Raw genomic sequence first — 14,980 nt, 5'->3', positions numbered from 1 at the left:
CGCAACATGCAAGTCACTTACCAACGCGATACACGTGCCTGGACCATGCAAGTCTGGGTGTCCTTCGGCGTCGCCGTTTTCCTTTGCGCGGTAGGCCTTGCCTACCTGCCCGGCAAGGATCTCGACCGCGCGTTCATGGTCATGGGCTACCTGTTCTGCCTGACCAACGTCTTCGTGCTGGCCAAGCATGTCCGCGACAACGAAAAGAGCCGCCTGCGCGGCAAGGCGGTCGACAGCCCGATGTTCCGCTACGTGGTCTGGGGCGGCTTCATCCTGGCGATGGCATTGACCGGCTGGGGCATGCTGCGCATGGAGATCAATGACACCTACAAGGCCTTTCTCGGCGTGAGCTGGCTGTACCTGATCTCCAGCGCCTTCACGCTGGCCAAGACCCTGCGTGACCGCCACGAGGCCGACCTGCTGGAGCAGCGCGCCGAACGCCAGAGCGAGCAGCGGGCGCAATAACGAATGTCTCGCAAACTCAACCATTCAAAACCACTCGGGAGCAAAGCCATGTTCATCCATCTGTTTCGATCCTCTCTTACCGTGCTGGCGCTCGCCGCCGCGGCGCTGTCCTTGCCTGCAAAGGCTCACAACGATGCTTCGGCGATCAGCGCCATCTCCGCGCTGCCGCTGGCTTCGGTGGTGGCCGGTGCAAGCACCGCGGCGGCGGCGACCGCGATGCTGCCGGTCGCGCTGTCGACCAGCGGCGCGGTGCTGGTGGTCAAGACCGTGGAAAGCACCGCCCGCGGCACGGTGCTGGTGCTGGAGCGGCTGTCCGACGGTGCGGCGGTCAGCATGGAAATCGCGGGCTCCGGCCTGGCTGCTTCCGCGCTGGCGGTCGGTTCGGCGGTCGGCGTGACCGTCATCGGCAGCGGCGCGATCCTGTCGGCGGCAAGCCAGGTGATCGCCTTCGTGCCGAACACGATCGGCAAGGCCCTCCTGCACAACGAACGACTCACGTACTGACCCGCGGAGCCATCATGCGCAAATTGATCATTCCGCTTCTTATCGCCGTCGCCGGGCTCATCGTAACGGCCAGAGCCCATGCCGGCCGCAGCTGCGAGGAAAACCGTCCCACCGTGCAGACCATCGCGCGCGGCATGGCGCTCGCCGAGCGCACGATGCAGCTGCTCGATCGCAGCGGGCACCAGGTGGTGTTTCTCGCGCGCGCGGGCCAGGATCTGACGAAATACGGCTTGCGTTACTCCCACCTGGGCATCGCCTACCGGCAGCCCGACGGCAGGGGAGGCCATGCCTGGCGCGTGCTGCACAAGCTCAATCAATGCGGCACCGGCGACGCCGCCCTGTACCTCCAGGGCCTGGGCGAGTTCTTCCTCGACGACCCCTGGCGCCACGAAGGCGCGTATATCGCGCCGCACGCACAGATGCAGGAAAAGCTGCAAGCCCTGCTGGCCAGGAAGGAGGACGCGCTGGCATTGCACGCCACGCCCTACAGCATCGTCAGTTACGCATGGGGGCAGAAGTACCAGCAATCCAACCAGTGGGCGATCGAAACGCTGGCGCTGGCGATGGCGCCGAACATCGGCACGCGCCTGCAGGCGCAGGCCTGGCTGCAGCTGCACGGATATGAGCCGTCGGAATTAAGGATCGATGCACTGACCCGGCTAGGCGGGCGCATCGGCGCGGCCAATGTCGCTTTCGATGATCATCCGGCGGCGAAGCGTTTCTCGGACCGTATCGAGACGGTGACCGTCGATTCCATCTTTGCCTGGATGCATCGGACCGGCATGGCAAGCGCGCCGGTAGTGGTTCGATAAAGAACGGCCCGCCGCTACTGCTGCTACTGCTGCCCGGCGCCCTGCGGCTCCACATAGCCGAACACCTGCCGCAGGTAGGCGAGAAAGGTCTCGTCGGTCGCCATGGTCTTGCCCGGCGAGTCCGACAGTTTCACCACCGGCTGGCCATTGCAGGTCACCAGTTTCATTACGACGTTGAGCGTCTTGTGGCCGGTGTCGTTGCTGAGGTTGGTGCCGATCCCGAAGCCGGTCAGCGTGCGGTCGCGGAAATGACGGTAGAGCGCGAAGGCCTTCGGGAAATCGAGCGCATCGGAAAACACCATGCGCTTGGTCATCGGGTCAATGCGCAGCTTTGCGTAGTGCGCCAGCGCTTTCTCACCCCATTCGAACGGGTCGCCGGAATCGTGGCGCAGGCCGTCGAACAGCTTGGCGAAATAGAGATCGAAGTCGGCCAGGAAGGCATCCATGCCGACCACGTCGGTCAGCGCGGTGCCGAGGTCGCCCCGGTATTCCTGCACCCAGTCTTCCAGGGCCGCCTTCTGGAAGTCGCGCAGGCGCACGCCGAACGCCTGGTAGGACTGCAGGTATTCATGCGCCATGGTGCCGATCGGCACCAGGTTGTATTTCATCGCGAGATAGACGTTGGAGGTGCCCTTGAAGAATTCGGGAACTTCGCGCGCGAGGGTGGCCACCACCTCTTCCTGCCACGCGCCGGAGAAGCGGCGGCGCACGCCGAAGTCGAAGAACTCGAACGGTTGGCGGCCCAGGGGCTCCCTGCCGAAGTCCTTGAGCATGGCAATCTTGGCGGCCAGTCTTTTTCGTCCTTCCTCGATCGCCGGCTCCTGCGGAAAACGCCGGAAATAGAGTTCATTGACGATATACAGCACGAAGATCTCGAAGGCCATCACATGCACCTGCGGACCGGTGGCGACGATGCGCAGCGCCGGGCCGTCGGTTTCCACGCGGATGAACTTGCGCTGGAAGCGGAAGAGGGTGAGGAAGTCGACGAAATCGCTCTTGATGAAACGCAGGCCGCGCAGATAGTTCAGCTCCTCTTCACGGAAGGAAAGCGAGCAGAGGTGATCGAGCTCGCGTTCGACTTCATCCTTCAGCTCCGCCAGCGGATACGCCGGCGTATTGCGGCATGCGAACACGTATTCGGTCTGCGCGTCGGGATGGCGATGCAGCATGGCCTGCCACATCGTAAACTTGTACAGGTCGTTTTCCAGCAGGCTGCGTACGGCGAACGGGGCGGCGGATGGGGCGGCGGATGGCGCGGAATTCATTGTTGTGTTCTCGTATGGATTCATGGCGGACAATGATGCCCGATTCTGTTTGGCAAGCTCGCGCTTCCCTTTAACTCTCTGAAAGCGCTTGTCATGTTAAGTTCTTCCGGCATTATCGCCGCTTGAACAGATAGGGGCTCATTGCCCTTGCGGAAAACTCGACATCATCGCCGGGCTTCAGCATTTCCGCTTCCTCGTTCGAGACGATCACTTCCAGGATCTGCGCGCCAAGCAGCAGCGTGACGATGTACAGCACTTCCTCGTGCCTCACCGCCAGCACCTGCGCATGCAGGCTGAGCTGTCCGGACAGGCGGTTCTTCAGGAACACGTCCGCCGGCGTGCCGCAGGCGGTCAGGCGGCCGGCCTCGATCTGCAGCACCTGCCGGGCCAGCTTGAATACTTCGCCCAGATCATGGCTGACCATGATCGTCGTCAGGCCGAGGCGGTGGTGCAGGGCCGCCAGCTCCTCCTGCAGTTCGGCGCGCAGCTGCATGTCGAGCGCCGACAGCGGTTCGTCCAGCAGCAGCAGCTGAGGCTTGCGCGCCACCGCGCGCGCCAGTGCCACCCGCTGCTTCTGCCCGCCGGACAGTTGCGCGGGGCGGCGCCCGGCCAGCGCGGACAGGCCGGTGAGGTCCAGCAGTTCGTCGACCCATGCCGCATCCGTGGCCGCGTAGCCGATGTTCTGCCTCACCGTCAGGTTGGGAAACAGCGCATAGTCCTGGAACACGAAACCGATCGGGCGCTTCTGCGGCGGCAGGTTGATTCCGCGCGCCGAGTCGAACCAGGTGATGCCGTTGACCGCGATGCGTCCCTGTTCCGGCTGCAGCAATCCGGCGAGCATGCGCAGCACGCTGGTCTTGCCGGCGCCTGACGGTCCGAACAGCGCGGCGAAACTGCGGGCTGCGAGCTCGGCCCGCACGTCCAGAGCGATGGCGCCGGCCGCTCCCTGCAGGCTGTGGATGAGCGAAAATTCGACCATCAGCTACCCGCCTTGAGCCACTTCTTGTTGCTCACGTAGACCGTCAGCAGAATGACGAAGGTGACCGCGAACAGGACAAGTGCATAGAAGTTGGCGGCCGCATAGTTGAGGCTTTCCACTTCATCATAGATCGCGATCGAGGCCACCTTGGTCACGCCCGGGATATTCCCGCCTATCATCAGGATCACGCCGAATTCGCCGATGGTATGCGCAAAGCTCAGCACCACGCCCGACAGCAGGGCCGGCTTGATATTGGGCAGCAGCACGCGCAATAGCGTGTACCAGTCCGGCTTGCCCAGCGTGCGAGAGGCTTCGATCAGCGAGGCGGGCAGGGCCTGGAATCCCGACTGGATGGGATGCACCATGAACGGCAGGCTGAAAATCACCGAGCCGATCACCAGGCCGGCAAAGCTGAACACCAGCCGCACCTGGAACCACTGTTCGAGCCATTGCCCGAACGCGTTCTGCGGACTGAAGGCCAGCAGCAGGTAGAAGCCGAGCACCGAGGGCGGCAGCACCAGCGGCATGCTGACCAGGGTTTCGACCAGGGGCTTGAAGCGGGTGCGGGTATAAGCGACCCAGCAGGCGAGCGGAATGCCGATCAGCAGCAGGATCAGCGTGGTGACCGCCGCCAGCCGGAACGTCAGCAGCAGCGGCTGCCAGTCGTGGTTCAGGTAAGCCGCGGGGTTCATGGTTTCGGATCCCGCACCACCGTCATTTCATTCGCCTTGATCAACGCCTCCACGCTGTCGCCTGGAACGATCTGCAGGGCATGCGCCGAGCGCGTCGTAATGATCGAGGCGATGGCCTGGCCGTGAAAATCCAGCCTGACCCGTGTCATCAGCTTGCCTTCTTCGACACCTGTCACCGTGCAGGCCAGGCGGTTGCGCAGGCTGATCTGCCCCGCCAGATTCCTGGCCAGGGAGACTTCGGCTTCCTTGAACATGAGCATCACCGGCATGTCCGCCTGCCAGGACGCCACTTCAGCGCCGGCCCCGATCAGCATCGCGGTGAAGCGCTGGCCGAAAGCGGTTGCATCCACCAGCGCGATGCTGCCGTGGACTTCAATCGAGGCGATGCGCGCGGCGAGGCGATTCATGCCGGCCGGCCGGCGCTGCGGCGATGCGGGATAGGGTAGGTGGTGCAATTCATTGCTTGGATTCAGTCAGGGAATTCGATAAAACGGCGCATCAATGGAAAGGGCGATAAGCAATTCGATAAAGCTGGAACCGTGTCGCCAGGCACCATTGTCCACGGTTTTGAGGGAAGTAGACAGGCTGCCGACAGGTTCCTGGCTATATGGAAGGCAATATGCAAGACAACTGTCGGGCAACCGGGCGTCCAAACCTGAAAAGCAAACGATAAATTTTTATCATCGATTTTATTGCGAATGATTCTTATTTGATCTATGATCGACTCACTGAATCGCGATCGCTCACTTGGCAGCTGCGCCGCCGTCCGCCGTTCAGTTGCGGTCATACCCAGCAACGCCCGGTATCGCCTCAGTAGCGCCGCAATATCGCTCTAGTATCACCCGTCCGCCAGCCAGCTTTCCTTTCGTGTGAGCCGCCAGCCCCGTGTATTGATGTCTTGCATGGAAGCGCGCATGGAAGCGCATTATGCGCCCCTCACCGGCTGGCAGTGAAATCCCTTCATCTGCCTTTCGTCTGTTCAGTTCCTCCCGTGGCTGCCACGGCGGGAAGTGTGCGTCTTCACGGCGTTTCCCTGCATGCACTGTGTCCAACTCAAAAAACGAAAACACTCGCAATCATGCCGATGCCACTCGCCACCGCCGCTTCAGACACATTGAACCCGATTTCCCCTGCGCCCGCGCGGCTCAAGCCGATGACGCTGGCCATACGCATGGCCGCCGCCGGCCTGCTTGGCTGGGGCTGCATGGCGCAGGCGACTGCCCAAGCCCAAGCTCAGCAGGTCGATGCGCCCGCCGTTAATGCCCCCCATCCCGCAGAGCAGGCGGCAACCGTGCTGCCCGCGGTGCGCGTGACGGCAGATCGCTCGGAGAGCCTGCCGCAAGCCTACGCCGGCGGCCAGGTGGCACGCGGCAGCCGTCTCGGCGTGCTGGGCAACCAGGACATCATGAAGGCGCCGTTCAGCGTCAGCAGCTATACCTCGCAAACGATCCGCGACCAGCAGGCAGCAACCGCGGCCGACGTGCTTGCGCGCGACCCCTCGGTCCGCTCCACGGCGAATGTCGGCGGCATTCTTGACGCCTTCACCATCCGCGGCTTTCCGATCGGCGAGGGCAACGTGGGCGAAATCGCATTCGACGGACAATACGGCATCGCGCCCAACTACCGGGTATTCTCGGAGTACGCCGAGCGGGTGGAAGTGCTCAAGGGACCGGCCGCGCTGCTGTACGGCATGTCGCCCAACAGCGGCATCGGCGGCGTCGTCAACATCGTGCCCAAGCGGGCCGGTGCCGAAGACCTGACCCGCGTTACGCTGGAGGCTTCTTCAGGATGGCAGGGCGGAGCCCATCTCGATACCAGCCGGCGCTTCGGCGAGGGCAAGCAATTCGGCGTGCGCTTCAACGGCAGCCATCGCCAGGGCGATACACCGGTGGATAAACAGGAGCGCAAGGCAACCGTCGGCGCCGTGGCGCTCGACTACCAGGGCGAACGCTTCCGCGCCACGCTCGACGTGATCGACCAGCGGGAGCGTTTCGACGCGCCGTCGCGGCCCTTTCTCGCCGATCCTTCAATCGCCATTCCCGGCGCGCCCGACGGCAAGAGCAATGTGACCCAGCCGTGGGAGTGGGCCAGGGTCGAAGACCGGGCCGTATTGCTGCGCACCGAATACGACCTGAACGAGCAGCTGACGCTGTTCGCCAATGCCGGCGGCGCACAGACCGACGTCGCCCGCTTGTTCGGCACGCCGACCATCTTCAATGCCGCCGGCGATACCCGCAATACGCCCGGCTATTTCAAGTTCGACATCGACCGATCCACCGCCGACGTCGGACTGCGCTCGCGCTTCGCCATCGGCTCGGTGCAGCATGCGGTCACCCTGCAGGCAAGCCGCTACCGCGACCAGCTGGACCGCGGTTCGGTCAGCGGCCCTACGGCGCTGTCGAATATCTATGCGCCGCGCAACACCGCCGCCCCAGCGGTTGCCGCGCCGGCGACCGTGCCCGCCATTTCCGAGACGCGCCTGTCGGGCGTCGCGCTGACCGACACGCTGTCGATGATGAACGACAGCGTGCTGCTGACCGTGGGCGCGCGCCGCCAGCAGGTCGAATCGGACAACTTCAGCCCGACCAGCGGCGCCGTCACATCGTCCTACGATGAAAGCGCGGTCACGCCCTTGTTCGGACTGGTGGTTCAGCCATGGAAGAATGTTTCCCTTTATGCCAATTACATCCAGGGCTTGAGCAAGGGCGATGCCGCCCCGCTGACCGCATCGAATGCCGGCGAAGTGTTCGCGCCCTACAAGGCCAAGCAGCATGAAGCAGGCGTCAAGGTCGACCTCGGCAGCATGATTGCCACTCTCAGCCTGTTCCAGATCAGGAAGCCGAGCGGACAGCTGACCGGCAATGTCTTCGGCGTCGATGCCGAGCAGCGCAACCGGGGCATGGAATTAAGCGTGTTCGGGGAAGCGGCGAAAGGCGTGCGCCTGCTTGGCGGCATCACCCTGATCGATGCCGAACTGACGAAGACCAATAGCACCGCCACCCGCGGCAAGACCCCGGTCGGCGTGCCCGAGGTGCAGGCCAATGCCGGCGCCGAATGGGATACGCCTTGGCTGCCCGGCCTGACGCTGACCGGCGGTCTGGCCTATACCGGCAAGCAGTTCGTGAACCAGGCGAATACGCAAAGACTTCCATCCTGGACCCGGGTCGATCTCGGCGCACGCTACACCACCAGGGTGGCGGGCAAGGCCACTACCTTCCGTGCCAACGTGCTCAATGCCTTCGACCGCGACTACTGGTCGGGCGTGGCATCGTACGGCGGCTTTGCGCAGGGGGCGCCGCGCACCCTGCTGCTGTCGGCATCGGTGGATTTCTAAGTTCAAGTGAAGGAGGCATCCATGCGAAATGAGACGCCGCGCGCCGAAGCCGTCCCGGTAAATACCCGCCGCTTCAGGCACGCAAGCGCGCATGCGCCTGCGCTGCTCAAGCCGATTCTCGACGAGGCGGTGCGCGGCTTCATCGAAGCATCGCCCGGCAGGCTGTTCGATCTGGCCGACCAGTATGGATCGCCCCTCAATATCGTGTGGCCGCAGATGCTCAAGCAGAACGTGCAGGCGTTTCGGAAAGTGCTGCAGGCACACCAGGTCAGGCATGCCATCTATTACGGCGCGAAGGTGAACAAGTCGCAGGCGCTGGTGCGTGCCGCCGTCGAGGCCGGCATCGGCGTCGATGTCTCCAGCATTCATGAAATGCACGATGCGCTGCGCGCGGGAGCGAAGATGTCGGACCTGTGCGCAACCGGACCGGCCAAGACCAGCGAATTCCATGCGGAATTGATGGCTGGCGCGGCGCTCATCTCGGTCGATTCGGCGGAAGAATTGACAGACCTGATCGAATCGGCCGCCACCATGGCGCCGCCTGTCCGGCCGCGCCTCTTGCTGCGCTACCGGCCGGATGCGTCGGAGGCAAGCCGTTTCGGCATGGGCCGCGACGACATCTTGTCCTGCCTGCGGCAACTGGCGCGGATGAGGGACCGCTTTGCCTTCGAGGGCTTTCACTTTCATCTGAGCGGTTACGCCGCCGACAGCCGGGCGCAGGCCATGCGCGAACTCTTGCCACTGGTCGACGCCGCGCGCAGTCTCGATCTGCGCCCGCGCATCATCGACATCGGCGGCGGCATGCCGGTGTGCTATGTCGAGGGCAACGACTATGATGCTTTCCTGCAAAGCCAGTCCAGGGAGCACTATCGGAACGGCAAGCTGCCGGAATCTTTCTATCCCTATGGCAGCCGTCTCGATGCGGCCGCCTGGCTGGACGGCCTGCTGACTTCGCCATGCATGGAAAATGAAACCGTGGCGGCCTGGCTCAATGCCAACGACCTGATCCTGGCGCTGGAGCCGGGACGCAGTCTGGTGGACCAGGCCGCAGTTTCGGTATTCAGGGTCACGCGCATCAAGCGGCTGGCCGGCGGCAGGCATGTCATTTTTGTCGAGGGCAGCAGCTTCAGCGCCTGCGAGACCTGGTTTGTATCCGAGTTCCTGGTCGACCCGATACTGGTCTCGGCAGCCGGAGAAGACGATGCGAAGCATGCCATGCCGACGCAAGCCTATATTGCCGGACACAGCTGCCTCGACGACGACGTCATCACCAACCGCCTGCTTGCCTTCGCGCGCAAGCCGCGCGCCGGCGATCTGCTGGTCTATGCGAATACCGCAGGCTACCAGATGGATCTGCTGGAAAACGAATTTCACCGCCACCCAATGCCGCGACGCATCGCCGTCACCGTCGATGCGTCCGGCCGGCAGCAAATCTCCCCTGACGATTGAACGGAGGAATACCATGATCCTGAACAAGGTCACTGATCTGATCGGCAATACCCCCATCCTGAGCTTGCCGGTCCCCTCGAAGAATTCCAGGCTGCTGCTCAAGATTGAGAAGAACAATCCCGGCGGCAGCATCAAGGACCGCATGGCCCGCAACATGGTGGTTGCCGCGCTCAAGTCCGGCCGCCTAAAGCCGGGCGGCGTGATCGTCGAGTCGTCGTCCGGCAATACCGGCATCGGCCTGGCGATCACCGCCATCGAATTCGGCCTGCGCTTCATTGCCGTGGTCGATCATCATGCGGCCCAGGACAAGATCGCCGTAATGCGCGCGCTCGGCGCCGAAATACGCTTTGTCGAAGGCAGTTATCGCGAAGACGAGGTGGCCGTGGTGGAACGCCAGCGCCTGGCGGCGGAACTGGCCAGCCAGATTCCGGGCTCGGTGTTCATGAACCAGTCCGACAACGTGGCCAATGCCGGCGGCTATTTCGATTTCGTGCGCGAGGTGATCGACCAGATCGGCGGCCCGGTGGACGCCTATGTCGGCTGCGTCGGCACCGGCGGTTCGATGACCGGTATTGCGCGCGGCTTGAAGCTGCATAATCCCAACACCCGGACCATTGCGGTCGAGCCCGACGGTTCCATCGTGTTCGGCCAGCCGGGGCATCCCTATTTCCAGTCAGGAACCGGCACGCCCAAGGGCGATACCGTGGGGCTGGTGCTCGATTACAGCTGCATCGACATGGGCGTGCAGGTGACCGATGCGCAAGCCTTCGAAACCGCGCGCTACATCGCCAAGCATACCGGCCTGCTGGTCGGCGGCTCGACCGGCGGCGTGATCTACAAGGCGCTGGAATTCATTCATGGCGGCCTGATAGGCGGCAACGTCGTCGCCGCGGTCGCCGACGGCGGCGAAAAATACCTGCATACCGTCTTCAACGAGGATTGGCTGAAGTCGCGCAACCTGCTCGACCCCGACATCGGTAAAAAACTGGACGGTTGGCTGAGCACCGACAGCGAGGAAGAGGCGCCGCGTCTCTATCCGCGCCTGAGCGTCGCATGAGCCACGCAAGCGAGGCGGGCCCCGGCCCGCTGAACGTGGTCGTCTGCGGCGGCGGTCGCACCGGGCACCTGAACGCGGTGTTGTTCAAGCAGTTGCCCGGCGTGCGCGTATCCATGCTTACGCAGAATGAAGACGTGATCGCACGCCATCGCGCGCAGGGCAACATGCTTGCCGCGTTCCTGCCCAATGGCGAAGCACCGAGGGCGCGGCTCGATGCCATATCGCGCCATGCCGGGGAATTGATGCAGGATGCCGACATGGTCATCATCACCGTGCCGGCGCAGGCCCGGCCGCAACTGCTGGAAACAATTGCAGCGGCGCTGCCCGCAGACAAACCGGTGCATGTCGGTGCCATTCCCGGCTTTTGCGGCTTCGACTGGCTGGCGGAAAAAGCGCTGGCCGGCCGGCCCAATGCCGTGATCTGGGGCATGAAGGATGTGCCCCATACCGCCTTCGACCTGCAGCCCGGCGACTCGGTCCGCATGGGCGGCGCCAAGAGCCGCCTGTATGTCGCCACCCATGCGCGCGAAGACGCGGCTTCGCGCCGGTTGCTGCTCGACCGCCTGCGAAGGCTTTATGCGGCGCCGGTCGAGCTGCTCGACAATTACCTGGAAATCACCCTCACGCCGGGCAACCCCATCATGCATCCGTCGGTGGTCTACGGCCTGATCGGCCCCTACGGACAATGGCACGGCAGGAAGCTGCCTGCTCGCCTGTGCTGGTGGACGGACTGTCCGGAACTGGGCGCGTACTTCCTGGAACGCTGCGATGAAGAAAGCCGCCAGCTGTGCAGGACGCTGGAAGAACGGCTCGGCATCGACCTGTCGTCGGTCAAGCCGCTGCGGCAGGAAATCATCGATGCCTACGAAGACCAGATCCGCGACCCGGCCACCATGCTCAGCGTGCTGCGCACAAACCGGGCCTATGAAGATATCGAAGCGCCGCTCATACCCGCTCCCGACGGCGAAGGTTACCTGATCGACAAGCGCAGCCGTGCCTTCCATGAAGATGTCGCCTACGGCCTTGCGCTGCTGGTCGGCATGGCAAGGCGGCTGAAGCTTGCGGCGCCGCACCTGGAGGAAATCTTCGAGTGGCATGTGTCCCACATGGGCGGCATGCGTGCCTCCGCGCTGGACTACCTGCCTGCAGGCTGGCCTGAACGACTCTTACCCGAACCAATCTGAACGAATTGCGAACCATGAAACCTGAACTCAAATTGCTGCGGCCCGACAGCAGCTTCTACGCCGAGCGCAAGAGCCAGACTCTGGCAAGCGCGCGGCGCAATGCCTTGCGCCGCCTGGTGCGGTGCCTGTTCGCCGAAAATATCATTGACAGAAAACTGCTGGTGTTCGCACCGCAAGGGCAGGGCGCCTGGCTGCCGCTGTGGCAGTCGCATGCACTTCTCTTCTTCGACAAGCTGTGGGCGGCGCCTGCCGGCACCATCATCAACGGCGGCGACATCACGCTGGTCGAAAACGGCGGTGCGCGTACCGCGATAGAAACACCGGACGAACTGCTTCAGCTGCTGCGACCGCACTTCGACTTTGCCCCATCGGACGAAGGCGTGGCGGGATTGAAAGCGGATATCGCCAACAGCATCGGCAACGATGCGCTGGCCCGCATTTACCGCGACGCCTGGAATGCGGAACTGCGCGAAATGGCACGGTCCGCGGGCGCGCCGACCTTCCTCGACGGACTGCGCAGGCAAGCCAGCACCCGCGATGCCGCCGTGCTGCTCGATCAGTGGGGAGCGCTGGAAGGGCATCCCTTCTACCCCACCTGGAAATCCAAGCCGGACCTGTCGCCGGAGGAAGTGGCGCAGCTGTCGCCGGAATTCAACGCCAGGGTGAAGCTGCGCATCGCCGCCTTGCGCGCCGACATGGCCTATGTGGAGCGCATGCCCCAGATCGGCGATGTCCGCGAGTGGTTCGCCGATCGCTTCCCGATGCTGTGGTCCGACTGGAAAGCCGGACTGAATGCGCGCCGGCTCGATGAGAACGACTGGCTGCCGCTTCCCATCCATGCCTGGCATCTCGAACACTACGTCAAGCGCGAATACGCGGCGGAGATCGCCGAGGGCATCCTCATCCTCGACGGGCCGGAGATCGATACGCTGCCGACCATGTCCTTCCGCACCATGGCGCCCGCGGACGATGGCAGGGCGCCGTTCATCAAGCTGCCGGTGGCCTTGTGGCTCACCAGCGAGCAGCGCAGCCTGCAGGCCAAGTCCATTCACATGGGGCCGCGCATCAGCGCGCTCATCAAGCGCATTCTCGTGGATGAAAACCACTTCGGCGGCACGCTCGACATCTTTCCAGAGGAAGTCGCCTTCCATTACCGCCATGCGGTGCGCCAGGAAGACCGGCCGGGACGCCACCTGTCCGTCGCCTACCGCGCCTGCCACGATGCCTTCGAGCGCAACGACGGCCTGCTGCCGGTGACGGTGGCGGCCCTGTTCGCCGCTTCGCCGGTCGATGGAAGGCCGCTGGCGACGGAATTGATCGAGGGCGGAAAAGGCAGGGCGCAGGCCGCGCAGGTCGAAGCCTGGTTCCGGAAGTATGCGCAAACCGTCATCCATCCTGTCATCGGTATCTACATGCTGTACGGCATTGCCCTGGAGGCCCACCAGCAAAACACCACCGTGCTGTTCGATGCCGGCGGCACGGCGCAAAGCCTGCTCATACGCGATTTCGGCGACGGCCGAACTTATGCGCCGCTGCTCAATGCGCGGGGACATGAACTCAAGCCCTATGTGCATCCCGGCATCCTGCCTACGGTCTTCACCGAAGAGATCGAACCGGTGCGTACCTTCGTTATCGATGCGTGCTTTGTCTGCCACCTGCATGAACTGGCCCTGCTGCTCACCGCCGAATACGGTCTTGCGCCGACGCGCCTCTGGGAAATCCTGCGCAGGGAAACGGAGCGCAGTTTCGAAGCCTATGCGCCGCGCCTGTCGGCGGAATTCCTGCAGGCCGAGAAGGCCGCCTTCCTGGAGCAGCCTTGGCAGACGCGGTCGGTATTGCGCATGCACCTGCTCAAGTACGCGGACTACCGGCTGCAGCATGGCTTGCCTAATCCGCTGATGTCGCTGTCCGCACGCCAGGAAGATTGAGCGATGCCGGATGTCCATGCCAATGCCGGGCCGCCGCAGTCCCCGCAGTCCCCGCAGTCCCCGCAGTCTTCGCGCCTGATCCATGTGCTGTTTGCGATCCAGCTCGTTTCCATGGGTGCGATGGAGATGAGCGGGCCGTTCTGGCCGGTTCACCTGAAGGCGCTCAGCGATTCCGACGCCGTGTTCGGTTTCGCCAGCGTGGCCGTCTATGTCGGACCGATGCTGGGCATCGTGCTGACGAGCGCCTTCTGGGGACGCATCGGCGACCGCTTCGGACACAAGCCGATGATGATCCGGGCCCTGCTCGGCCTGTCGCTGACGCAGCTGGCGCTCGCCTTCACCGCCGACGTCTGGATGATCCTGATCTTGCGGTTCCTGCAGGGTGCCTGCGCCGGCTATATCGCACCGGCGCAGGCTTACGGCGTGTCCATCGTGTCGCCGCTGCGCCGGGCGCGGCTGTTTGCCTATCTGCAGGTATCGACCAACGTCGGCTCGCTGGCCGGCGCGGTCGCCGGTGGCTTGATCCTCGACCAGGCCAGCTTCTTCCGCATCAACGTGGTCGCCGCCGTCCTGTGCGCGCTGTGCGCCGTCGTGGTGGCGCTGGTCCTGCCGGCGGTGCAGCCCTTGAAAGGCAAGGTCGCGGCAGGCGTGCCTCCGGAGCCGCCGCGCGGTATCGGGATGGCGGCAACATGGAGGTCCCCGCCCATCCTCGGGCTGCTCTGCGTCACCGGCATCCTGCTGGTCAGCCGCATGATCACGCAGACGCCGTTCTCGCTCTATGTGCGCACGGTATTCGACGTAAACAACTGGGTCGTCGGCCTGTGCTATGGATTGCTCGCGTTCGGATTCGTCGTTTCCGCCTCGCTGTGGGCGCGCCACTTCGAAGACAAGTCCTTGCCGGAGTCGCTGCGCCGCATTGCCGCTGTCGCCCTGGCGTGCGCGCTGCTGACCGCCGTCGCCGGCGTTAGCCGCAGCGTGCTGATGTTTGCCGCGATTCACTTCGCATGGGGGCTGCTGCTCGGCGCGACCACGCCGGTGCTGATGTCCTTGATCTCGAAGGCGGCAGGCAGCCTGAGGCAAGGTTACGTGCTCGGCGTCGCGCAGAGCACCACGCAGTTTTCCTCGATCGCCGGCATTGCGCTGGGCGGCTGGTTCATGCAGGCGGCTGGCCTGGAATACACCTACTTCCTGGTGACGCTCTTCTACATGCTGTCGGCCGGCGCGGTCTGGTGGCTTTGGCGCGGGCAGCCGGCGCCTGCAGCACCCGACGGCGTGGAAACCTCTCCAGGGCAATAAATCTTCAACATTTCA

14 protein-coding genes are annotated in these 14,980 nt (G+C 63.8%); 9 read left to right on the top strand and 5 right to left on the bottom strand.

Going from position 1 to position 14,980, the window contains the following annotated elements; genetic code table 11:
- The first annotated feature begins 6 nt into the window (after positions 1-6).
- Genes RY831_RS00710 through RY831_RS00700 form a run of 3 tightly spaced genes read left to right on the top strand, consistent with a single transcriptional unit; the run spans position 7 to position 1,781 of the window.
- Positions 7-465 carry a YiaA/YiaB family inner membrane protein gene (locus RY831_RS00710; RefSeq protein ID WP_326504415.1) on the top strand — a complete coding sequence of 153 codons (459 nt, stop codon included), beginning with the start codon at positions 7-9 and terminating at the stop codon, positions 463-465.
- A gap of 48 nt (positions 466-513) precedes the next feature.
- Positions 514-969: a hypothetical protein gene (locus RY831_RS00705; protein WP_326504414.1), complete on the top strand. Its 456-nt coding sequence runs from the start codon at positions 514-516 to the stop codon at positions 967-969.
- A gap of 14 nt (positions 970-983) precedes the next feature.
- Positions 984-1,781, top strand: a complete 798-nt coding sequence (locus RY831_RS00700) for a DUF2145 domain-containing protein (protein ID WP_326504413.1) — start codon at positions 984-986, stop codon at positions 1,779-1,781.
- Positions 1,782-1,804: 23 nt separating this feature from the next.
- Here the strand turns inward: RY831_RS00700 and pncB are convergent, their stop codons facing one another.
- From pncB to RY831_RS00675, 5 genes are all read right to left on the bottom strand, one after another.
- Positions 1,805-3,046, bottom strand: a complete 1,242-nt coding sequence (gene pncB, locus RY831_RS00695) for a nicotinate phosphoribosyltransferase (RefSeq protein ID WP_326504412.1) — start codon at positions 3,044-3,046, stop codon at positions 1,805-1,807.
- 112 nt (positions 3,047-3,158) lie between these two features.
- On the bottom strand, positions 3,159-4,025 hold the full coding sequence (locus RY831_RS00690) for an ATP-binding cassette domain-containing protein (RefSeq protein WP_326504411.1): 867 nt from the start codon (positions 4,023-4,025) through the stop codon (positions 3,159-3,161).
- Positions 4,025-4,717 (bottom strand): molybdate ABC transporter permease subunit, encoded by a 693-nt coding sequence (modB, locus tag RY831_RS00685; protein ID WP_326504410.1) that lies wholly within the window; start codon positions 4,715-4,717, stop codon positions 4,025-4,027. The genes RY831_RS00690 and modB overlap by 1 nt, the downstream gene beginning before the upstream one ends.
- On the bottom strand, positions 4,714-5,172 hold the full coding sequence (locus RY831_RS00680; RefSeq protein WP_326504409.1) for a TOBE domain-containing protein: 459 nt from the start codon (positions 5,170-5,172) through the stop codon (positions 4,714-4,716). The genes modB and RY831_RS00680 overlap by 4 nt, the downstream gene beginning before the upstream one ends.
- 14 nt (positions 5,173-5,186) lie before the next feature.
- Positions 5,187-5,504, bottom strand: coding sequence for a hypothetical protein (locus tag RY831_RS00675; RefSeq protein WP_326504408.1), 318 nt, complete (start codon positions 5,502-5,504; stop codon positions 5,187-5,189).
- Between the two features lie 291 nt (positions 5,505-5,795).
- Between RY831_RS00675 and RY831_RS00670 the strand changes: the two genes are divergently transcribed.
- The 6 genes from RY831_RS00670 to RY831_RS00645 are packed head-to-tail and all read left to right on the top strand — an operon-like array spanning position 5,796 to position 14,965.
- A complete protein-coding gene (locus tag RY831_RS00670; RefSeq protein ID WP_326504407.1) occupies positions 5,796-8,051 on the top strand; it encodes a TonB-dependent receptor in 2,256 nt (751 codons plus the stop codon).
- Between the two features lie 21 nt (positions 8,052-8,072).
- Positions 8,073-9,500, top strand: coding sequence for a Y4yA family PLP-dependent enzyme (locus RY831_RS00665; RefSeq protein ID WP_326504406.1), 1,428 nt, complete (start codon positions 8,073-8,075; stop codon positions 9,498-9,500).
- Between the two features lie 13 nt (positions 9,501-9,513).
- A complete protein-coding gene (locus RY831_RS00660; RefSeq protein WP_326504405.1) occupies positions 9,514-10,557 on the top strand; it encodes a PLP-dependent cysteine synthase family protein in 1,044 nt (347 codons plus the stop codon).
- Positions 10,554-11,741 carry an NAD/NADP octopine/nopaline dehydrogenase family protein gene (locus tag RY831_RS00655; protein WP_326504404.1) on the top strand — a complete coding sequence of 396 codons (1,188 nt, stop codon included), beginning with the start codon at positions 10,554-10,556 and terminating at the stop codon, positions 11,739-11,741. Before RY831_RS00660 ends, RY831_RS00655 begins: the two co-directional genes overlap by 4 nt.
- 14 nt (positions 11,742-11,755) lie before the next feature.
- On the top strand, positions 11,756-13,669 hold the full coding sequence (locus RY831_RS00650; protein ID WP_326504403.1) for an IucA/IucC family protein: 1,914 nt from the start codon (positions 11,756-11,758) through the stop codon (positions 13,667-13,669).
- 3 nt (positions 13,670-13,672) lie between these two features.
- Positions 13,673-14,965 carry an MFS transporter gene (locus RY831_RS00645; RefSeq protein WP_326504402.1) on the top strand — a complete coding sequence of 431 codons (1,293 nt, stop codon included), beginning with the start codon at positions 13,673-13,675 and terminating at the stop codon, positions 14,963-14,965.
- Positions 14,966-14,980: the final 15 nt, after the last annotated feature.

It is taken from the genome of Noviherbaspirillum album, assembly GCF_035916955.1.
Classification (GTDB): domain Bacteria; phylum Pseudomonadota; class Gammaproteobacteria; order Burkholderiales; family Burkholderiaceae_D; genus Noviherbaspirillum; species Noviherbaspirillum album.
The sequence above is the reverse complement of the archived record's forward strand: the minus strand, read 5'-3'. Positions and strand labels throughout refer to the sequence as shown.

Coding starts and splice junctions, on each gene's coding strand:
- RY831_RS00710 (WP_326504415.1), top strand. CDS start 7: ATGCAAGTCACTTACCAACGCGATACACGTGCCTGGACCATGCAAGTC.
- RY831_RS00705 (WP_326504414.1), top strand. CDS start 514: ATGTTCATCCATCTGTTTCGATCCTCTCTTACCGTGCTGGCGCTCGCC.
- RY831_RS00700 (WP_326504413.1), top strand. CDS start 984: ATGCGCAAATTGATCATTCCGCTTCTTATCGCCGTCGCCGGGCTCATC.
- pncB (WP_326504412.1), bottom strand. CDS start 3,046: ATGAATTCCGCGCCATCCGCCGCCCCATCCGCCGCCCCGTTCGCCGTA.
- RY831_RS00690 (WP_326504411.1), bottom strand. CDS start 4,025: ATGGTCGAATTTTCGCTCATCCACAGCCTGCAGGGAGCGGCCGGCGCC.
- modB (WP_326504410.1), bottom strand. CDS start 4,717: ATGAACCCCGCGGCTTACCTGAACCACGACTGGCAGCCGCTGCTGCTG.
- RY831_RS00675 (WP_326504408.1), bottom strand. CDS start 5,504: ATGACCGCAACTGAACGGCGGACGGCGGCGCAGCTGCCAAGTGAGCGA.
- RY831_RS00670 (WP_326504407.1), top strand. CDS start 5,796: ATGCCGATGCCACTCGCCACCGCCGCTTCAGACACATTGAACCCGATT.
- RY831_RS00665 (WP_326504406.1), top strand. CDS start 8,073: ATGCGAAATGAGACGCCGCGCGCCGAAGCCGTCCCGGTAAATACCCGC.
- RY831_RS00660 (WP_326504405.1), top strand. CDS start 9,514: ATGATCCTGAACAAGGTCACTGATCTGATCGGCAATACCCCCATCCTG.
- RY831_RS00655 (WP_326504404.1), top strand. CDS start 10,554: ATGAGCCACGCAAGCGAGGCGGGCCCCGGCCCGCTGAACGTGGTCGTC.
- RY831_RS00650 (WP_326504403.1), top strand. CDS start 11,756: ATGAAACCTGAACTCAAATTGCTGCGGCCCGACAGCAGCTTCTACGCC.
- RY831_RS00645 (WP_326504402.1), top strand. CDS start 13,673: ATGCCGGATGTCCATGCCAATGCCGGGCCGCCGCAGTCCCCGCAGTCC.